This is a genomic window from Singulisphaera acidiphila DSM 18658 (assembly GCF_000242455.2).
Classification (GTDB): domain Bacteria; phylum Planctomycetota; class Planctomycetia; order Isosphaerales; family Isosphaeraceae; genus Singulisphaera; species Singulisphaera acidiphila.
This window is the reverse complement of sequence record NC_019892.1, coordinates 1,652,733-1,668,674: the sequence shown is the minus strand read 5'-3', so window position 1 is coordinate 1,668,674 and position 15,942 is coordinate 1,652,733. Positions and strand designations below refer to the sequence as shown.

The following is a 15,942-nucleotide window of genomic DNA, read 5'->3' as shown; positions in this document are numbered from 1 at the left end:
TTGGACGGCCTCCCCCACCGGCAATTTGGCGATGGAATGCGAAGCCCAACCCATGCCTGCGCCTCGTCGAGAATGACCTGCACGGTGGTCTCTATCGTACCTGGATCGCACGCGACGGCTGAGTCAGGACTCCCATGAACCGCATTGACACTCTGTTCACCCGTCTGAAGAGCGAAGGCCGCCGCGCATTGATGCCGTTCATCACGGCGGGCGATCCCGATCTCCCCACCACCGCGGCGCTCATCACCGAGCTCGTGGCGCGGGGAGCGCACATGGTCGAAATCGGCATCCCTTACTCCGACCCGATCGCGGACGGGCCGGTCATCGCGGCGAGCTATCACCGGGCCCTGGGGCATGGGGTGAAGCTGGCGCATATCTTCCAGACGATCCGGACCTTGCGGGCTGAGACGGCCACCGGCCACTTGACCGCGGCGCCTCTGGTCACGATGGTCTCCTACTCGATCATCCATCGTCAGGGGGTCGACCGCTATCTACGCGAGGCGGTGACCGCCGGAATCGACGGCCTGATCGTCCCCGATCTCCCGGTCGAAGAGTCGGAAGGGCTCTGCCGCAAGGCGACCGCCCTGGACTTGCGCCTGATCCAGCTCGTGACCCCGACCACCCCTCGCGAGCGGGCGGTTCAGATCACCCGCTCGACGACCGGCTTCGTCTATTACGTCTCGGTGGCTGGGATCACGGGCGAGCGGAGGTCGATCCCCCCGAACCTGGTGGAAAACGTCGCCTGGCTCCGCACCCAGACCGACCTGCCGATCTGCATCGGGTTCGGCATCAGCACCCCCGAGCACGTCCGTGAGCTTGCCCCAGTGGCCGACGGCCTGATTGTCGGCAGCGCACTCGTCAAGCGCCTGGTCGATGCCGACAAGCTGACCCGTGCCGAAGTCGTCAAGGAAATCGGCCAATTCGTTGCCGAGCTTGCCACCGGACTGGACGTCCCCCCGCCTCGTCCTGCTCCCTGAGCGAGCCCAAGAGAGAAAAAACAAAGAGGGAAGTCTGAGGGGGGAGCCCCTCAGACTTCGTAGGTCGCCAGTCGATCGGGGATCACGACGGGATTTCGCAGATGGGGTTGAAGGATGGGAGCGAGCGCTTCGAGCCCCTCAGGCTCGCCATGCACCAGAAACCCACGCTCGATCTGGCCGCCGGTCTGCTCGAACCACCAGGCCAGGTCATTGCGGTCGGCATGGCCCGAGAAGCCGTCGAGAACGTAGACGGCCGCGTTCAGCTCGTGCCACTGGTCCATGATCTGGATCCGCTCGACCCCTTCGGCGAGCCGACGGCCAAGCGTCCCCTCGGCCTGATAGCTAACGATCACGATCGCGTTGTCCGGGTCATCGACGATATGACGCAAGTGGTGCCGGATTCGACCCGCCTCGCACATGCCCGACGACGAGATGATCACCAACGGCCCGGGCAGATAATTGAGCCGGCGCGAGTCGTCCCAGGTGGCGCAGAACTCGACGTATTTGGATCCGAAGTACATCGGGTCCTTATCCATCATCTGCCGCGCGGCGGGCGTGTAGGCGTCGGGGTGGTCGCGATGGATGTCCGTCAGCCGCATCGCCAAAGGGCTATCGACGTAAATCGGGATCGGACGGACCTTGTGGACCGCGAACAGTTCCTGGAGGCAGTAGATCATCCGCTGGGTTCGGCCCAGGCTGAAGGCCGGGATGACGATCTTGCTTTGGAGCCGGGTGGCGCGGGCGACGATCGCGTGGAGCTGCTTGATCAGCTTGTCGTAGGGCTCGAGTTCCCGATTGCCGTAGGTACTCTCAGAGACCAGGATATCAATATCCTTAACAATCGTCGGGTCCGGCAACAGCCCCATCTGACGACGTCCCAGGTCTCCCGTGAAGAGGAACCTGCGCTGCCGGCCCCCTTCCTCGTAGTCGAGCTGGATCATGGCCGAACCGAGGATGTGTCCGGCGTCGAAGTAGGTCAGAACGATCCCAGGGAGGATCTCGGTCGGCTTCGCGTAGGGCAAGCGTTGCAGCCGATCGACGACCAATTCGACATCGACCAACTCGAACAAGGGTTCAATCGGCTCAGCGTGGGGGTTGCGGTGGTTGGCGTTCCGCAGATCCTCCCGCTGAATCCGGGCGCTATCACGGAGCATCACACTGAGGATGTCGCCCGTCGCGGGCGTCGTGACGATCGGTCCGTGATAACCGGCGCGAACCAGGCAAGGAAGACGGCCGATGTGATCATTGTGTGCGTGTGAGACGATCACCGCATCGAGGTCGAGGGGATCGAAACTAAACTGGCGATTCGGACTGTCGAGGTCGATCCGATTCGAGTCGAAGAGCCCACAATCGAGCAAGATCTTGTGCGAGCCGATTTCCAAGAGATGGGCGGTACCGGTGACCTGCCGGGCCGCGCCGTGGAACGTAATGCGCAAAACGATCTTCCTCCCGATAGATCCGTCGATGACGACTCGGGACGATCAAACGGATGAATAGCGTATTCCCTAGATTTGGTGCAAATTCCATGATGCCATGATCGGTCAACCGGTTCAAGGCCACACGAACTTGCCATAAACTCTGATTGAACACTTTCTGAATCCTGCGTAGAATCCTTGAGAGACCCTGAGCGGTCCCCCTCTCCGGAAGTTCTTTCCAAAACCTGACCGTGTCCGAACTGGGTGAGGAGCGCCCCGTGATGACGCGAGAAATCTCCGAATCCCATCCGTTAATCCGCCTGTTTCGCGGCATGACCGAATCCACGTTCATGACTGAACTGGGGATCGGCGACCCGCGCCTGGTGGGATATGTTGCCAACCTGCTGGCCCGTTTCGTTCCCAGCCAGACGATCTGGCGGATCCGCGACGGCCAGGGACGACGGCTCACCGAAGTCACGGCCATGGTGGCGGAGGCCGAGTCGACCTCCGACGCGGCCCATCGCCGCGATTGCCATCGCCACGTCGGCGACTTCACCTTGTTCTGGACGGGAGTCTATCCCGAAGCCCTCTCCGGGTTTCAGGCGATCGACTCGGCCGACCACCTGATCAACTATCAACTCCAAGGCAAAAAGTCGTATTACCTGGCCAGCACGCTCGACGACGACCAAGGGGCAGTTTTACGACGGCTGAGCGATCAATTCGAGCTCTGCGCCTTCGGCCTCTCGCGGGTCCGTCGCGAGTGGGAAAAATTCGCAACGGAATCCATGGGCGATTCGATGCCCCGTGGCTTCGTCGCCTGAGAGTGACCCGTCCTCGATTTGCAGTGGGACGACTCCCTGGTTTAAAGTAAGGGGCCGGGCGAGCGAGGGGAGGCTGTCGTTCCGCCGGCGCGATCCCGGTGGAAGTGAGGGCCAAGCCGCGTGACGGACGTAGTGCGCTACCGACTCGACGACTTACGACGCCTTGCTACCGCGCTCGGCGCGGGAGTCGGCATGACTCCCGCCCGCGCTTCGGCATTCGCCTCGCAGCTTGTCTGGTACGACACCACCGGGGCTCCCTCGTTTGGCATCGAGACCTTGCCGGACTGGTTGGAGCGAATCTCCAAGGGGGAAATCGACCCTGGGGCCGAAGGGACGGTCACAAGTGAGCACTTGGGCACGGCCGTCCTGGATGGAGGCAACGGGCTCCCTTCCTTGATCCTGGCTCGCGCCGGCGAACTGGCCATCGAGAAGGCGAGGGACGCAGCCATCGGCCTCGTCCGGGTCACGAACATCAACGCAACGGGTCCGGCCGCCGGAATCGCCGCCGAGATGGCATTCGGGCCGTTCCTCTCGGCGATTCTTGGCCCTGGCCCCGTCTGGTCGCTGGCGCTGCCGAGCGGGGACGGCCTGCCCGCCGTCTTCGACTCCACGCTCGAGTTCAATGCCGTCGCTCTTCCGTCGAAGAAGACCTCGGCTCGGCCGACCGAATCGACGCCCCTGACTCTCTGGGCCCCCTGGGCGACCGCAATGGTTCCCCCAGGGGGGTGGCTCGTCGCCGCGCTCGGCGTCAAGGCCATCGAATCGCTCTCGGGCTTCCACGAACGGGTCAGCAGCACCATGCGGTTGACGGACGAAGCTCACGGTCGCCTCTTGCCAACAATCTGGGAAACTAGGCGTCGTGAGGCCCGCGAACGGGGCCTTCTTGTCACAAAGGCGTCACTGACCCGTTTCCATCAATGGGCGAACCGGCTCGGCGTGCCGCTGCCCTCGCCCGTGACACAGGTGCCCCCGTCCGACCGCTCACCCCGCGGCGCGGTGTAGGAGTTCCGACATGGTGCTCCCCCTCGGCGACCTGGCCAAGACGCGGATCGTCCCGTTCGGGACTTACGTCCTGATCGCGCTGAACGTTGTGATCTTCCTGAGCCAGCTCGAACATGGCACGTCGTTCACGACAACTTACGCCGCAACCCCTTACGAGATCAGCCACAACATCGACCTGCCGGTCTTCAATGACCCGGTTCCGCCGTTCGACCCCAATCGGGAAGAGCCCCGCCGGCAGGTTGAGGGGCAGGAGCGCGTTCCCTTCCCAATCTGGCTTACCATTTTCACCTCGATGTTCTTGCACGCCAGTCCGCTGCACCTGGCCGGGAACATGCTCTATCTCTGGATCTTCGGCGATAACGTCGAAGAGGTCCTCGGCACGATCCGCTATTTGATCGTCTATTTGGCGTGCGGTTTCGTCGGGACGGTGCTCCAGATCGCGATGAATCAGGACTCGCTCATCCCCACCCTCGGTGCCTCGGGCGCGATCGCCGGAATCATGGGGATGTACGTGGTCTGGTTCCCCCAGAACCAGGTCCGCGTTCTGGTGTTCCGGTTCATCACCCAGATGCCCGCGCTGTACGTCATCGGATTCTGGATCGTCCTGCAAATCATCGAAGGGGTGGGATCGGCCGGTAAGATTGGCGAGACAGGAGGGGTCGCCTATCTCGCCCACATCGGTGGCGCGGCCACCGGGATCCTCTTCGCAATTCACTACGCCAATCGAGCCCGCGCGGTTGAGGCGGCACACGACGCCCAGGATGGTTGGTTCGTCGGCCCCTGACCTGACGCGACGAGCGGCGCACACGCCGTCGCGTCGTGCCGCGTCCGATTAACGACGGTCGGCCAGGGCCTCTTCGACCGCGCGGAGTTCCAGGACCGCCGGCTCGAACTCGATCGGCTTGGCCCTGTGCCTCCTCCGTTCCAGGATCAGGCCAATCCCTTGAAAGGTGGCCCACCAGGAGACGCCGTAGATCAGGTATTGCCAATTGGGTGTGAGGACCATCAACAGGCCGGTGAAATACATCTGAACGGCGGGAACGAAATACCAGGGGTTGACGAGATAGGCCGTGGTCGCGAATCCAAAGGTGCTCAAGGTCGCCCAGACCGCCTTGAACCACTCGATGGAGAAGCCTGTCAGGCTGTTGAGCGTGGCGGCGTTGAACGAGAGAATCAAGAAGGTCGCCCAGACGCGCGTGAGGACCCCGGCCAGTGGAGTCGTGCAAAACCATCGCCGGCCCGCCACCCGACGGATCACCCAGATATTGGTAGCGAACTCCAAGGCCCAAAGGCCCAGGTAATGGACGTTGCGACGGTCTCCGATCGAGTGAAGAACCTGGCAGGCGACGAAGGTAGCCAAGTGGGACCAGCCGAGGATCATCAACGCGAGCCCCCACCGATCACGCAGGGCGACCCGTTCAAGGTCGGCCACCAGTTCGGTCTTCCAGCGGAGCAGGGGATTGGCGGGTCGCTTCGGGGCGATCATGGTCATCACCGGTTTCCCGGGGTTGAATTCGAGGAGTAACGATGAATCATCGACGGCGAGGGCGGACCGGCTTGAAAGTTTCTGAGATCGACCTCAGCACTATGACCTTCACAGACCAAAGTGCGACGAGCTGACCCAACGAACAGGGACCTTCCTCAGTCGACTCAATCCCACCTGGCCCTGGGCCGGCCGGGCTGAGGGGGATCCTTTTTTTTCATGGTTCATTCACGAAGCAGGATTCGGCTCCAACCGCTCGATATCCTCGGGAGATGCAGCTCGGTCGAGCGTGAGGATCCCTTCGAGATGGTCGATTTCGTGTTGGAGGACGCGGGCGAAGAATCCCGTGGCCTCGAGCCGGACGGCCGTCCCGTCGAGGGTGTCGTATTCGACCTGGATCGCCAGGGGGCGGACCACCTGCACGCGATAGTCGAGAAAGCTGAGGCAACCTTCCCAGGCAGATTCGGTCTCAACCGAGGACCAGACGATCCGCGGGTTCACGAGCGCGGTCACTTCCACTTCAGGCCGGTCGGGGGAGTGCTCGGTCGGGAAGGATCCGGCGAGGATCAGGGCCACTGAGACCCCAACCTGAGGGGCGGCCAACCCGACGCCTCCGGAATCCTCCAGGGTTTCGAGCATATCCCGGACCAGCGTTTGCGTGGTCTCGTTCGCGATTTCCTTGGCGTCGAGGCGTCTCGCCTTGGCCTTCAGGACCGGGTCACCGAGCTGGACGATAGGGCGGATCATGGGCGCGAAATCTCGTCTCTCTGGAAGCCGAACAGGAGGGGGACCACCCGCACCATCATACGACGTGGGGCAGGGACCCATGAAGACTCGAGCCGAGCATTGTTCATTTCGCCCCGCCTTCATTACACTGAAATAAGAGCCCAAACCAAAACGCAAAGGTCCTGACAGTTCCCAAGTTCCGTTGACCAGGAGGGCGCGATGAACCAGATTCAGTCGTATCCGCTCTGGATCGGGCATGGTGGAGAGGGACACAACTTCCCGCCCATTTTCGACGCCGGGATTGAGGCGGTGGTCGAACTCGCGGCGGAAGAGCCGGCGCTGTCTTCCGTCCGCAATTTGATCTCCTGTCGCTTCCCCCTTCACGACGGCGTCGGCAACCGTCCGGAGCTGCTCGTCCTGGCCATCCGGACCGTGGCCAGCCTGATCGAGTCGGGCATCCCGACGCTCGTTTGTTGCTCGGGGGGGATGAGCCGGTCCCCCGCGATCGTCGCCGCGGCCCTCGCGCTGGTCAATCACGACTCGCTGGAGGAGTGCCTGAAGAGCGTCACCTACCACCACCCCAGCGACGTCTCACCCGGACTCTGGAAAGAGATCACCAGGCTTCCCCACGAGTTGCTCGAGGTCGGTTGCCTGACGCGGCCGTGAGCCGCCAGGCCCGCTCAAACGACAGTCAACGCTCGGCAAGACCAAAGTATCCCACCCCAACCCAACCAGCAAAAAAAAAGGGTTTCGATCTCGCCCGAACGTGGTCGAAACCCTGGGCTGGTTCGCTGGGTCATGGAATCCGATCGAGTCAACCGCGCGCCCATCGCCTGGACACAAGCAGGAGCGAACAGTCTCGCCCCTGGCCCGCCGCCGCCCTTCCTGCCTTCGAAGGTCCATCCAAAAATGACCTGCTCTCACGCGCATCAGAACACGTCTTTATAGCCAGCTCCGTGGTTCATCCGGCAAATCCGGACCGGTCGAGCGACAATCCACCGAAACCCATAGCCCGGCCGGACGACCTGGATCGAGACCCCGAAGATTCGGCGGGCGGGAACGAACACACACATGGGCCACGGGATCCTAGGAACTCGTAGCCCTCAAAAAAAGCGAATAAAGATGAGGACGGACATGACCGGCGCGATCCTCGATCGTTTGGAGCATCTGGGCCGCTTTATCAACTTTGCCATCCAAGTGATCTGGGCGATGCCGGGCGTCCTGATCCGCAGGGCGGGCGACGTGATCCGCCAGTTCGAGCGGGTCGCCTGGGGAAGCCTGCCGATCATCGTGGTCGCTGGCGTCAGTGTCGGGTTGGTGACCTGGTTGCAGACCCACCGGCAATTGGCGACCTATGGGATCGAGGCGACTCTCCCGAGCTTCCTGACGCCCGCCGTTCTGGTCGAGTTGGGTCCGATGCTCGCGGGGCTGCTCGTGGCGGGGCGAATGGGAGCCGGCCTGGCGGCCGAATTGGGATCGATGATGTTGACCGAAGAGGTCGAGGCCCGCGCAGTGCTCGGAGCCTTGCCGATCCCCACCCTGGTTGCGCCTCGAGCGATCGCCTGCGCCCTGGCTGTCCCATTCCTGACAGTCCTCATCGACGCGGCGGCGGTGCTCGGCGGCATGGGGGCCGAGTTGGTGGGGGGAACGCTCTCACCCAGCCTGTTCTGGAGCAGATCACTCCTCTACTTACGACTCTGCGACGTGGTGCCGGCGACGCTCAAAACCTCGGTCTTCGGCCTCTTGATTGGCCTGATCGGCTGCTGGACCGGACTCAACGCCAACCGTTCGACCGAGTCGGTCGGCCGCGCGGCGACGACAGGCGTGGTGCGTTCCATGTTCGCCGTGTTCGTCGCCAACGTGGCCATGGTCCCCTGGATTCAGGCGATGACAAGCGTCTTCGGATGGACCAATTGAATGAAAACATATCTTCTACCAAGTGATAATTTCCACCGGCTTCGGTTCGCCTTTTCGGCACGCACTGCCTAAAATCTATGGATGATTCGAGTCCGTGCGAATGCATCAAATTCGCCGGTAGGGAATCGAGGGCGGGGTTGAATCGAGCCTCAATCGTAAAAAACCAAGAGACGAGGTCCAGCCGTGAATCGAGAAATCGGGCGGTGGCGGGCACTGGCCAACGCCGGGTTCGCCCTGGCGATTCTGGCTCTGGCCGGGTTCGGCATGGCTCAGGTGGCCAGCCGGCAGTGGCGGACCCAGAAGACTTTTCGAGTCCATGTCGACTTCGCAACGATCGGCGGTCTCGGCGTCGGTCAACGCGTTCGGATCCAGGGGATCGACGCTGGCGTGGTGGAAGCCGCCGTGCCGCCCGAGGCGCCTGGCCAGCCGGTCCATCTTGTGTTGCGGCTCGATGAACGGCTCAGGACCCTGGTCCGGTCCGACGCGGTCGCGCGGATCGTGACCGAAGGGGTTGTCGGCTCCAAGGTCATCGAGATCGCACCAGGCCGGCCCGATGCGCCACCGCTCCCTGCAACCGGCCTGATCGCCGCCGAGCGCCCGCTCGAGATGAACGACCTGCTCCAGGAAGCGCGGAAATCGCTCAGCCGCGTTGACGCCGTGGCCACGGCCGCCGAGCAAGGCCTGGGCGAGATCAACCTCATCGCCACCACGATTCGCAAAGGGGAGGGGAGCCTCGGCAAGTTCGTCCACGACGAAGAGGCGTATCAGAAGCTGCTTGCGCTTTCCTCCCGGGGAGAACGGACCCTCCACGACGTTGAGGAGAACCTGGCGGCCTTGAAGCGCACCTGGCCGCTCTCCCGCTACTTCAACGACCGCTCCTTCTTCGATCGCGACCGTGTCCTCTATCACCCGGGGGCCGAGCGCGACAGCCGGGTCATCCAGGAGTCCGATCTCTTCGAACCCGGCCGAGCCGTGCTGACCGCCCGGGGCCGCCAGGAGCTCGACGGGATCGCGGCCTGGTTCAAATCGATCCGCCGCCCCTCGTCCGAAGTCGTCATTGCCGCCTTCACCGACAGCGATCGCAACCAGGATTTGGCCCAGATCCTCACCCAGGAACAGGCCGAAGCCGTCCGGCGATACCTCGTCGAGAAACATGCGATCCAGTCGACCGGCTGGTTCGGGAGCCGAAAGATCGCCGCAGTCGGCTTCGGGGGCCAGGTCCCGAGCCCACTCGCCGAGATCGCCCGCAACCAACCCCCGCGCCGCGTGGAAATCATCCTTTTCACGCCGCAGACCTGATGATGTGTCGATTGGACGGAAAATGGCGATTGCAATTTCCCCAAGGACGACGTACGCTTTTTTCATCTGACAACTGTCGCATTTCACCGACGCGAGCGGCTCGCCGAGTGGTTTCTGCCGAGTCCTCGGGTCTTCCCAGGAGGTTCTCCATGTTTCGACGCGCGTGGCTCCCGGCACTGCTGATCCTGGGCACGGCGGTTCCCGTCGCTCAGGCCCAGGTGAAGCTCGAATACAAGTTTCCCGAGGGGGTGAAGTCCACCTACAAAACGACCTCGAAGACGCACCAGATCTTGAGCATCATGGGGATGGACATCGAGACCGAGGCCGAAGAGTCGGTGCTCACGAGTTCGGCCAACGGCAAGCGGAACGCGGACGGAACGCTGCCGGTGGCTCAAAAGATCGAGTCGCTCCACACCCAACTGTCATTGCCGGGGGGAATCAACGTCACGTTCGACTCGGCCGAGCCCAACGCGAAGATCGACAATCCCCAGGTGGCCTTCCTTGGCGACGTCTTCAAGGCCCTGGTCGGTGTCGGCTACACGATCGTGCTCGACGCCAAGGACAAGGTCAAGTTCGTCGAGGGAACCGAGGCGTTCGACGCCAAGATCGAGGGCCTCGACCCCAAAGCGGCGGCGGCGCTCCGCGGTCGTCTCACGGCCGCGAAGATCAAGCAGGCGTTCGAGCAGGAAATCGGGAACCTGCCCGAGGTGCTCGCACGCCAGGGAGAACCCTGGGAAGTGACCGAGGTCATGGACCTCGGCTACGATCAAAGCTTGACGCTCCGCAAGCGATTCGAATATCTGGGGACGGTCGAGAAGGAGGGAAAGCAGCTCGACAAAATTGGCGTTCGCTCCCTGACCGTGGTCTACGCGATGGATCCGAAGTCGTCCTCACCGCTGAAGGTCACCAAGAGCGACCTCAAGGTGGACACCTCCGAGGGGACGATCCTTTTCGACCGCGAAGCCGGTGAAAAAATCGAGAGCACGCTCGTCACCCGGATCAAGGGGAACCTGACACTGGAAGCGGGGGGCAAGGAACTTCCCTCAACCCTCGACCTGACGCTGGATGTTTCGGGCAAGCGCGAGCCGATCAAGAACTGATCCGAATCGTTCGGTACGGCACCCCCCGTGCCCCTTCGCAACGCCCGGCCGAGCGGTCATTCCCCAACCCGATCGGCCGGGCCAGCCAGGCTCCATAATGGGGAAGAAGAAGCCCCCAAAAGTGATCCAATCGCCCCGTTCCACCGGGAAGCGGAACAACCGGTGTGGAGAACAGGTTGACGCTCGCCCCGTGGTCGATTAGCTTTGGGGAAGAGGACGAGCCTTTGCGACGACGCCCCCGAGCCGAGGAGAGGATACCTCCGTGGCCTCCTTGTTCGTCATCCAAGGGGCCGACCAGGGTAAGCGATTCGAACTGAAATCCAAACCCATGGCAATGGGACGAGATCAGTCGAATCCGATCCGGCTCCACGACACCGAGGTTTCCCGACGCCATGCCGAAGTCCGACCCGTCGATGATTCCTACCGGATCATCGACCTGGGCTCGGCGAACGGCACGTTCGTCAATGGCCAGCCGATTGACCAGTCCCCGCTTCGTTCGGGGGACCGGCTTCAGCTCGGCCAGACCGTTATGCTCTTCAACGAAGGCGTTGGAGCCGAGCGCGACTTGACCGCGCGGGTCGACGTCCTGAGCCGTACCAGCCCCGACGATCGCTCAGCGATCCTCAAGAGCATCCCGGCCGGAGAGGGCTCGCGCGTTCTCCAGGCGCCCGACATCACCGGCGGCTGGCTCAAGGACCGTCTGCTCAACCTGTCCGTTATGTACCGGACGACGCAGGCGATCAGCCACGTCATGGAGATCGACGCCCTCCTACCGCAGATCCTCGAGCTCGTGTTCGAGTCGATCAGCGCCGATCGAGGGGCGATCCTCTTGAAGGACGACAACGGGCTGCTCGTCCCCAAGGCCGTCCGCTGGCGCGGACCGGCCGAGCCCGATGAGCGAATGACCATCTCCCGGACGATCGTCGACCACGTCCTCGAGCAAGGGCAGGGGGTCATCACCTCGGACGCCTCCGGCGACAAGCGGTTCGGCCCCGCGCAGTCGATCGTCGACTACGGCATCCGTGAAGCCATCTGCGTCCCCGTCCAGGGGCGGCATGCGACCCTGGGGGTCCTCTACGCCGACATCCGCGCGGCCAGCGGCTTCATGCCGACGACGTTCACCCGTGAAGGGGTGCGCAGTCGGTTCTCCCAGGACCACCTGATGCTCATGGCCGCGATCGGCCACCAGGCCGGCCTGGCGATCGAGAACACCCTCTTCTACAACGACAAGATCCAGGCCGAGCGGCTCGCGGCCGTCGGCCAGACCATCGCCACACTCTCGCACCACATCAAGAACATCCTCCAGGGGATCCGGGGCGGGAGCTACCTGATCGACATGGGCCTGAACGAGAAGGACGACGCCATCGTCCGACGCGGCTGGACCATCGTCGAGAAGAACCAGGGCAAGATCTACAACATGGTCATGGACATGCTCTCCTTCTCCAAGGATCGCGAGCCTGCCCTCGAACCGAACGACCTCAACGAGACGATTACCGACGTCGTCGAGCTGATGCAGTCGCGGGCCAAGGAGCTTGGCGTCGAACTCCAGTGGGAGCCAGGCGCCAACCTCGACCAGGTCTTGATCGACGCCGACGGAATCCATCGGGCGGTCCTCAATATCCTGACCAACGCCATCGACGCCTCCGAAGGCGTCACGACCCCCCGCGTCGTCGTCAAAACCGTCTGCGACCCCGACAGCTCGACCGCCCGGATTACCATCTCGGACAACGGGATCGGGATCGACGAGGAAGACCTCGCCACGATCTTCCAGGTCTTCTCCTCGAGCAAAGGCTCGCGCGGAACCGGGCTGGGACTCCCCGTCTCGCAGAAGATCATCCGCGAGCACGGCGGCAAGATCGTCGTCACCTCGAAGGTCGGGAAGGGGTCGACCTTCGTGATCGATCTCCCGATGAAGCGAGGCGAGTCCGGCGGATCCTCCGAAGGGCCGGTGATGACCGGTTGACCAGGCGAGCGGAGAACCTCCGCTCCCTGGCGACACCAAGAAAAAAGAGCCGATTCCGTGGTGGGCCATCCGTGCCCACCCTTTCCGAGAGAATTCGGCCCCGCCTTTCTCGTTTCGTGGGATGGGTATGGCCCACCATCCTGAAGCACTTCGCCACCAGGGAATTGCCGCCTCGCCAATCCCTCTCCGGGGGAGTCCTATCGGGGTTGCGGACTTTCGTCATCGAGGATGCTCTCGGCTTCTTCAAGCTCTTGGACGATTCCCCTCGGCGAGCTAATGAGTAAGAGCCCATCCTTGACGCAATACGCGAGCCCGACTTGCTTAAGGATCAGCCGAAGCGTTGTCTTGAGTGGCACGCCTTCCAGGTCCAAAGTCACAGGCGACGACATCGTCTTCTTGGCCTCTTGCAGGCCGACTAGGTCGACGTAGATCGGAATCCCGGTGTCGTTCGCGCCTGTCGTCGCACTCTTGATGTACTTCAAGATGTCGCTCAGCGATGTCTCTTTACCGAACGACATCGAAATCGGATCGTCAAGCTTCTTCAAGATCCCCTTCGTTTGTGGAGAGGTGTCGTTGACCGCAACTCGTCGGGCCTTCTGCGCAATCGTGGCTCTCCGCTCATGATCCGCGTCGTCATAGCGGCCAACTCCACCTCCATCGATTGTCGCCACATGGAATCCGCCTCCACCTTGTTGCTGTGCTTCTCCAATTGTTGTCGCTCTTGTCGTCTCACCTGGAAGACTCCACGGAGTAGAGATTGGGATAAAGCGAATCACGCCCGGGCCAGAAGCCCTTGTCGTCGGACCAGGCAGGCTCGTTTGATTGTAATTCGCCTGGGAGTCGGTCGAGACAAGCGGGCCAGGGCCAGGTCGAACCGGAGTCTGCATGTGCCCTGTCGACCCCGGTAAAGTCTCATTCCCCGAAATCGTTCCTCCCACCACAGGCGTCTGATCGGTCTTGGCGTCGATCACTCCCTTGACCGCTTCTCGGTAACGGAACGCGGTTTCGAAAGAGTCGAGATTGGTCAACATACCACTCTGTTGCAGCTGAACAGACAGATCCAAGGCCTTTTTCATCCGTGCCAAATGAGCCTCAGCCGCAGCGACACGATCGGACTTGGTTGCGCTGGCCTGTCGTTCCGCTTCAAAGAGACGGAGCGACCATTCAGAGAGACGGAGCAACCGTTCATACTCCGACTCCGGAGTAACCTCCTGGCCGTTTGTCTGACGGGCGGCGATCCAATCGAGCGCCTGCCGTGCCAAGGCAGCGCGAATGCGGGGGTCGTCCCGCTGCGGATCCAGGGGAATCTCCTCTTCATTTCTGTCGATCGGCTTGCCGTCCAGGCCAATGTGTTCCTGATCGGTCTTCGGACTCCCTTGGCCCGAAATCGCCTCGCCCAGCAACCGGTTCGGGAGAGTCACGGTCTCACGCGGGCCAGCACTCTTTAATGGGCCGTTTGACCCAACCGCGGAGCGTTCGCCCTCTTCGTGCTCACTTCTCGCGCCCGGCGCCTGGCGGGCGATCACCCCTGCACTCGTGGTGACAAGCCCCGCAATGACAACGGAAGCGGCGACAAGTTTCAGCTTGCTCAGGAACATGGAGTGGGATACTCCTTCCATCAAGAGGGCGACCTGGGCCGGGATCAGGCCGGCGGCCACCCCCTTGGCAGCCACGAGACCGCTCGCGGCCAGAACCGTGGATTCGATGAGAGACACCGGGACCGCCGCCAAGGCGTCTCCGGAAAGCGCAGCCGTCAGGACGCCCACCGAAGGCGCCAGGCCACGGCGGCTCAGCCGCGAACGAAGGAGAGCGCGGGCCCGGGCGAGACGACCCTTGACCGTGCCTACTGGCCAGCAAAGTTGCTCGGCGGCCTCTTCGTGGGTTCGACCCTCCAGGTAACAGAGCACGATCGGAGCGCGATACTTCTCGGGAAGCCGGTTCACTTCTTCATAGAGCCAGGGATAGCGCTCTTGGGAACCTGGTTCTTGCGGGTCGACTCGATCGTCGATTCTCGCCGTCTCGCGTGACCGGCGCTTGGCCGATTCGGCCCGGGCCCGCAAGGACACACGATAGGCCACACCGTAGAGCCAGTTTCCCAGGAGTGCGCAGTCGCGCAGCGAACCCGCCTTCCTGACGAGAACCAGGAACGTTGCCTGGAATGCGTCCTCGGCGTCGCTCGGGTCGCGGAGCCACTGGCGGCAGACACCCATCACCATCGGACCATGACGCGCCACCAACGCCTCGAACGCCGCTTCATCGCGCTGGAGCACGAACCGCTCGAGAAGTTGGACCTCGCTCATTCCCGCAACAGTGCCGAGATGAAAGAGCCGCTCGATCCGCCGGATCGTGACTCCTAACCGCCTGCTCGCCATGGTTGACCCTCTCGTGAACCGGTCACCCTTGGTACTGCGCGCGAGTTCAGAAACCGATACGGAAATCTCAAAAAAAAAGAACGAAGCTCAGCGAGTGCCCCTACGGGCCACCCCTCGCAGGCGACCGAGAATGAAATGAAGGGCGAAGAGCGAAATGGAGCGGGCTTCGACCTCGCTCGATCCTATTGCCGAATGGCAAGCAGCCGCAAAGCTCGTTCGCGGAGCGTGACCCACGGGGCCAGGAGTTCGAGCGGCCCTTCGGCCGGCTCCTGCTCCAACGGCTCAGGACGGCCGGCGTGGTCGACCTGGACGAACTGCATCAGGCCGTCCATCCAGGGAGAAGTGCGGTCGGCCAGAGGTGACCCATAGACCGCCACGACCACCTGGGCTCGCGCCCGGTGGATCTCAGCCCCTCGGATCTCGACGACCCGGCCGATCGGCACGGGTTCGAAACAACGAACGTCGAGGACCCGCTTCAAAACCAGGTTGGCATTCAAGCCGGCCGCGCGATAGGCCGTCGAATAGGCGGCCTCCAAGGCCAGCGAAAGCAGGACTCCCGCGTAGAGTGTCCCATGGTGGTTGGCATCGCGCGGCAAGATCAGGCGATGAGTCAAGGTCTCGTCGGCAAGCGAGCGCGCCATAGTGAGGATCGAACCTGTTCCGAGGGATGGCAGAATCGGCGAGGACGGAAGCGCCGCACGCCTGAAAACCTAACGCGCCGTTATTGTGGTCGCAACCGCTCAATCAAAAGGAGCAGGGCCGATCGAAACGCCACGAACGCTAAGCAAAGCACACAAAAGACCAAAGAAAACCTCTCAGCCCACTTTCTGGCCAACTGGCTCCGGACGTCCTAAAGATAGAGTGGGA

General features: G+C 62.6%; 15 protein-coding genes. 9 read left to right on the top strand and 6 right to left on the bottom strand.

Annotation, left to right across the window (positions count from 1 at the left end; all coding sequences use genetic code 11):
* Positions 1–134 precede the first annotated feature (134 nt).
* A complete protein-coding gene (gene trpA / locus SINAC_RS06535; RefSeq protein WP_015244892.1) occupies positions 135–977 on the top strand; it encodes a tryptophan synthase subunit alpha in 843 nt (280 codons plus the stop codon).
* A gap of 50 nt (positions 978–1,027) precedes the next feature.
* Here the strand turns inward: trpA and SINAC_RS06530 are convergent, their stop codons facing one another.
* On the bottom strand, positions 1,028–2,413 hold the full coding sequence (locus SINAC_RS06530; RefSeq protein WP_015244891.1) for an MBL fold metallo-hydrolase: 1,386 nt from the start codon (positions 2,411–2,413) through the stop codon (positions 1,028–1,030).
* Positions 2,414–2,673: 260 nt separating this feature from the next.
* Between SINAC_RS06530 and SINAC_RS06525 the strand changes: the two genes are divergently transcribed.
* From SINAC_RS06525 to SINAC_RS06515, 3 genes are all read left to right on the top strand, one after another.
* Positions 2,674–3,213 (top strand): hypothetical protein, encoded by a 540-nt coding sequence (locus tag SINAC_RS06525; protein WP_015244890.1) that lies wholly within the window; start codon positions 2,674–2,676, stop codon positions 3,211–3,213.
* A 120-nt stretch (positions 3,214–3,333) separates the two neighbouring features.
* Positions 3,334–4,215, top strand: a complete 882-nt coding sequence (locus SINAC_RS06520) for an Ldh family oxidoreductase (protein ID WP_015244889.1) — start codon at positions 3,334–3,336, stop codon at positions 4,213–4,215.
* A gap of 10 nt (positions 4,216–4,225) precedes the next feature.
* On the top strand, positions 4,226–4,999 hold the full coding sequence (locus tag SINAC_RS06515) for a rhomboid family intramembrane serine protease (RefSeq protein ID WP_015244888.1): 774 nt from the start codon (positions 4,226–4,228) through the stop codon (positions 4,997–4,999).
* A gap of 48 nt (positions 5,000–5,047) precedes the next feature.
* Here the strand turns inward: SINAC_RS06515 and SINAC_RS06510 are convergent, their stop codons facing one another.
* Positions 5,048–5,707, bottom strand: a complete 660-nt coding sequence (locus SINAC_RS06510; protein WP_015244887.1) for a hypothetical protein — start codon at positions 5,705–5,707, stop codon at positions 5,048–5,050.
* Positions 5,708–5,926: 219 nt separating this feature from the next.
* Positions 5,927–6,445 carry a peptide deformylase gene (gene def, locus SINAC_RS06505; RefSeq protein WP_015244886.1) on the bottom strand — a complete coding sequence of 173 codons (519 nt, stop codon included), beginning with the start codon at positions 6,443–6,445 and terminating at the stop codon, positions 5,927–5,929.
* Between the two features lie 198 nt (positions 6,446–6,643).
* On the opposite strand from def, the gene SINAC_RS06500 reads away from it, so the two are divergent.
* Positions 6,644–7,090, top strand: coding sequence for a protein-tyrosine phosphatase family protein (locus SINAC_RS06500; protein ID WP_015244885.1), 447 nt, complete (start codon positions 6,644–6,646; stop codon positions 7,088–7,090).
* Positions 7,091–7,353: 263 nt separating this feature from the next.
* Here SINAC_RS06500 and SINAC_RS40505 read toward each other — a convergent pair whose 3' ends face one another.
* Positions 7,354–7,497 (bottom strand): hypothetical protein, encoded by a 144-nt coding sequence (locus tag SINAC_RS40505; protein ID WP_015244884.1) that lies wholly within the window; start codon positions 7,495–7,497, stop codon positions 7,354–7,356.
* A gap of 61 nt (positions 7,498–7,558) precedes the next feature.
* Here SINAC_RS40505 and SINAC_RS06495 point away from each other — a divergent pair, with 61 nt between their 5' ends.
* From SINAC_RS06495 to SINAC_RS06480, 4 genes are all read left to right on the top strand, one after another.
* Positions 7,559–8,341: an MlaE family ABC transporter permease gene (locus tag SINAC_RS06495; protein ID WP_015244883.1), complete on the top strand. Its 783-nt coding sequence runs from the start codon at positions 7,559–7,561 to the stop codon at positions 8,339–8,341.
* 183 nt (positions 8,342–8,524) lie between these two features.
* Entirely contained in the window at positions 8,525–9,640 is a 1,116-nt protein-coding gene (locus SINAC_RS06490) for an OmpA family protein (protein WP_015244882.1), read from the top strand.
* 149 nt (positions 9,641–9,789) lie between these two features.
* Positions 9,790–10,740 carry a DUF6263 family protein gene (locus SINAC_RS06485; RefSeq protein WP_015244881.1) on the top strand — a complete coding sequence of 317 codons (951 nt, stop codon included), beginning with the start codon at positions 9,790–9,792 and terminating at the stop codon, positions 10,738–10,740.
* 262 nt (positions 10,741–11,002) lie between these two features.
* Positions 11,003–12,703, top strand: a complete 1,701-nt coding sequence (locus SINAC_RS06480) for an ATP-binding protein (RefSeq protein ID WP_015244880.1) — start codon at positions 11,003–11,005, stop codon at positions 12,701–12,703.
* A 197-nt stretch (positions 12,704–12,900) separates the two neighbouring features.
* On the opposite strand, the gene SINAC_RS06475 is transcribed toward SINAC_RS06480, so the two are convergent.
* Both SINAC_RS06475 and SINAC_RS06470 read right to left on the bottom strand, forming a co-directional pair.
* Positions 12,901–15,075 (bottom strand): RNA polymerase sigma factor, encoded by a 2,175-nt coding sequence (locus tag SINAC_RS06475; protein ID WP_015244879.1) that lies wholly within the window; start codon positions 15,073–15,075, stop codon positions 12,901–12,903.
* Positions 15,076–15,257: 182 nt separating this feature from the next.
* Positions 15,258–15,716, bottom strand: coding sequence for an acyl-CoA thioesterase (locus SINAC_RS06470; RefSeq protein ID WP_015244878.1), 459 nt, complete (start codon positions 15,714–15,716; stop codon positions 15,258–15,260).
* Positions 15,717–15,942 lie beyond the last annotated feature (226 nt).

What these genes read in the sequence shown, in the direction of transcription:
- trpA (WP_015244892.1), top strand. Translation starts at nt 135, where the DNA reads ATGAACCGCATTGACACTCTGTTCACCCGTCTGAAGAGCGAAGGCCGC.
- SINAC_RS06525 (WP_015244890.1), top strand. Translation starts at nt 2,674, where the DNA reads ATGACGCGAGAAATCTCCGAATCCCATCCGTTAATCCGCCTGTTTCGC.
- SINAC_RS06515 (WP_015244888.1), top strand. Translation starts at nt 4,226, where the DNA reads ATGGTGCTCCCCCTCGGCGACCTGGCCAAGACGCGGATCGTCCCGTTC.
- SINAC_RS06510 (WP_015244887.1), bottom strand. Translation starts at nt 5,707, where the DNA reads ATGACCATGATCGCCCCGAAGCGACCCGCCAATCCCCTGCTCCGCTGG.
- def (WP_015244886.1), bottom strand. Translation starts at nt 6,445, where the DNA reads ATGATCCGCCCTATCGTCCAGCTCGGTGACCCGGTCCTGAAGGCCAAG.
- SINAC_RS06500 (WP_015244885.1), top strand. Translation starts at nt 6,644, where the DNA reads ATGAACCAGATTCAGTCGTATCCGCTCTGGATCGGGCATGGTGGAGAG.
- SINAC_RS40505 (WP_015244884.1), bottom strand. Translation starts at nt 7,497, where the DNA reads ATGTGTGTGTTCGTTCCCGCCCGCCGAATCTTCGGGGTCTCGATCCAG.
- SINAC_RS06495 (WP_015244883.1), top strand. Translation starts at nt 7,559, where the DNA reads ATGACCGGCGCGATCCTCGATCGTTTGGAGCATCTGGGCCGCTTTATC.
- SINAC_RS06485 (WP_015244881.1), top strand. Translation starts at nt 9,790, where the DNA reads ATGTTTCGACGCGCGTGGCTCCCGGCACTGCTGATCCTGGGCACGGCG.
- SINAC_RS06475 (WP_015244879.1), bottom strand. Translation starts at nt 15,075, where the DNA reads ATGGCGAGCAGGCGGTTAGGAGTCACGATCCGGCGGATCGAGCGGCTC.
- SINAC_RS06470 (WP_015244878.1), bottom strand. Translation starts at nt 15,716, where the DNA reads ATGGCGCGCTCGCTTGCCGACGAGACCTTGACTCATCGCCTGATCTTG.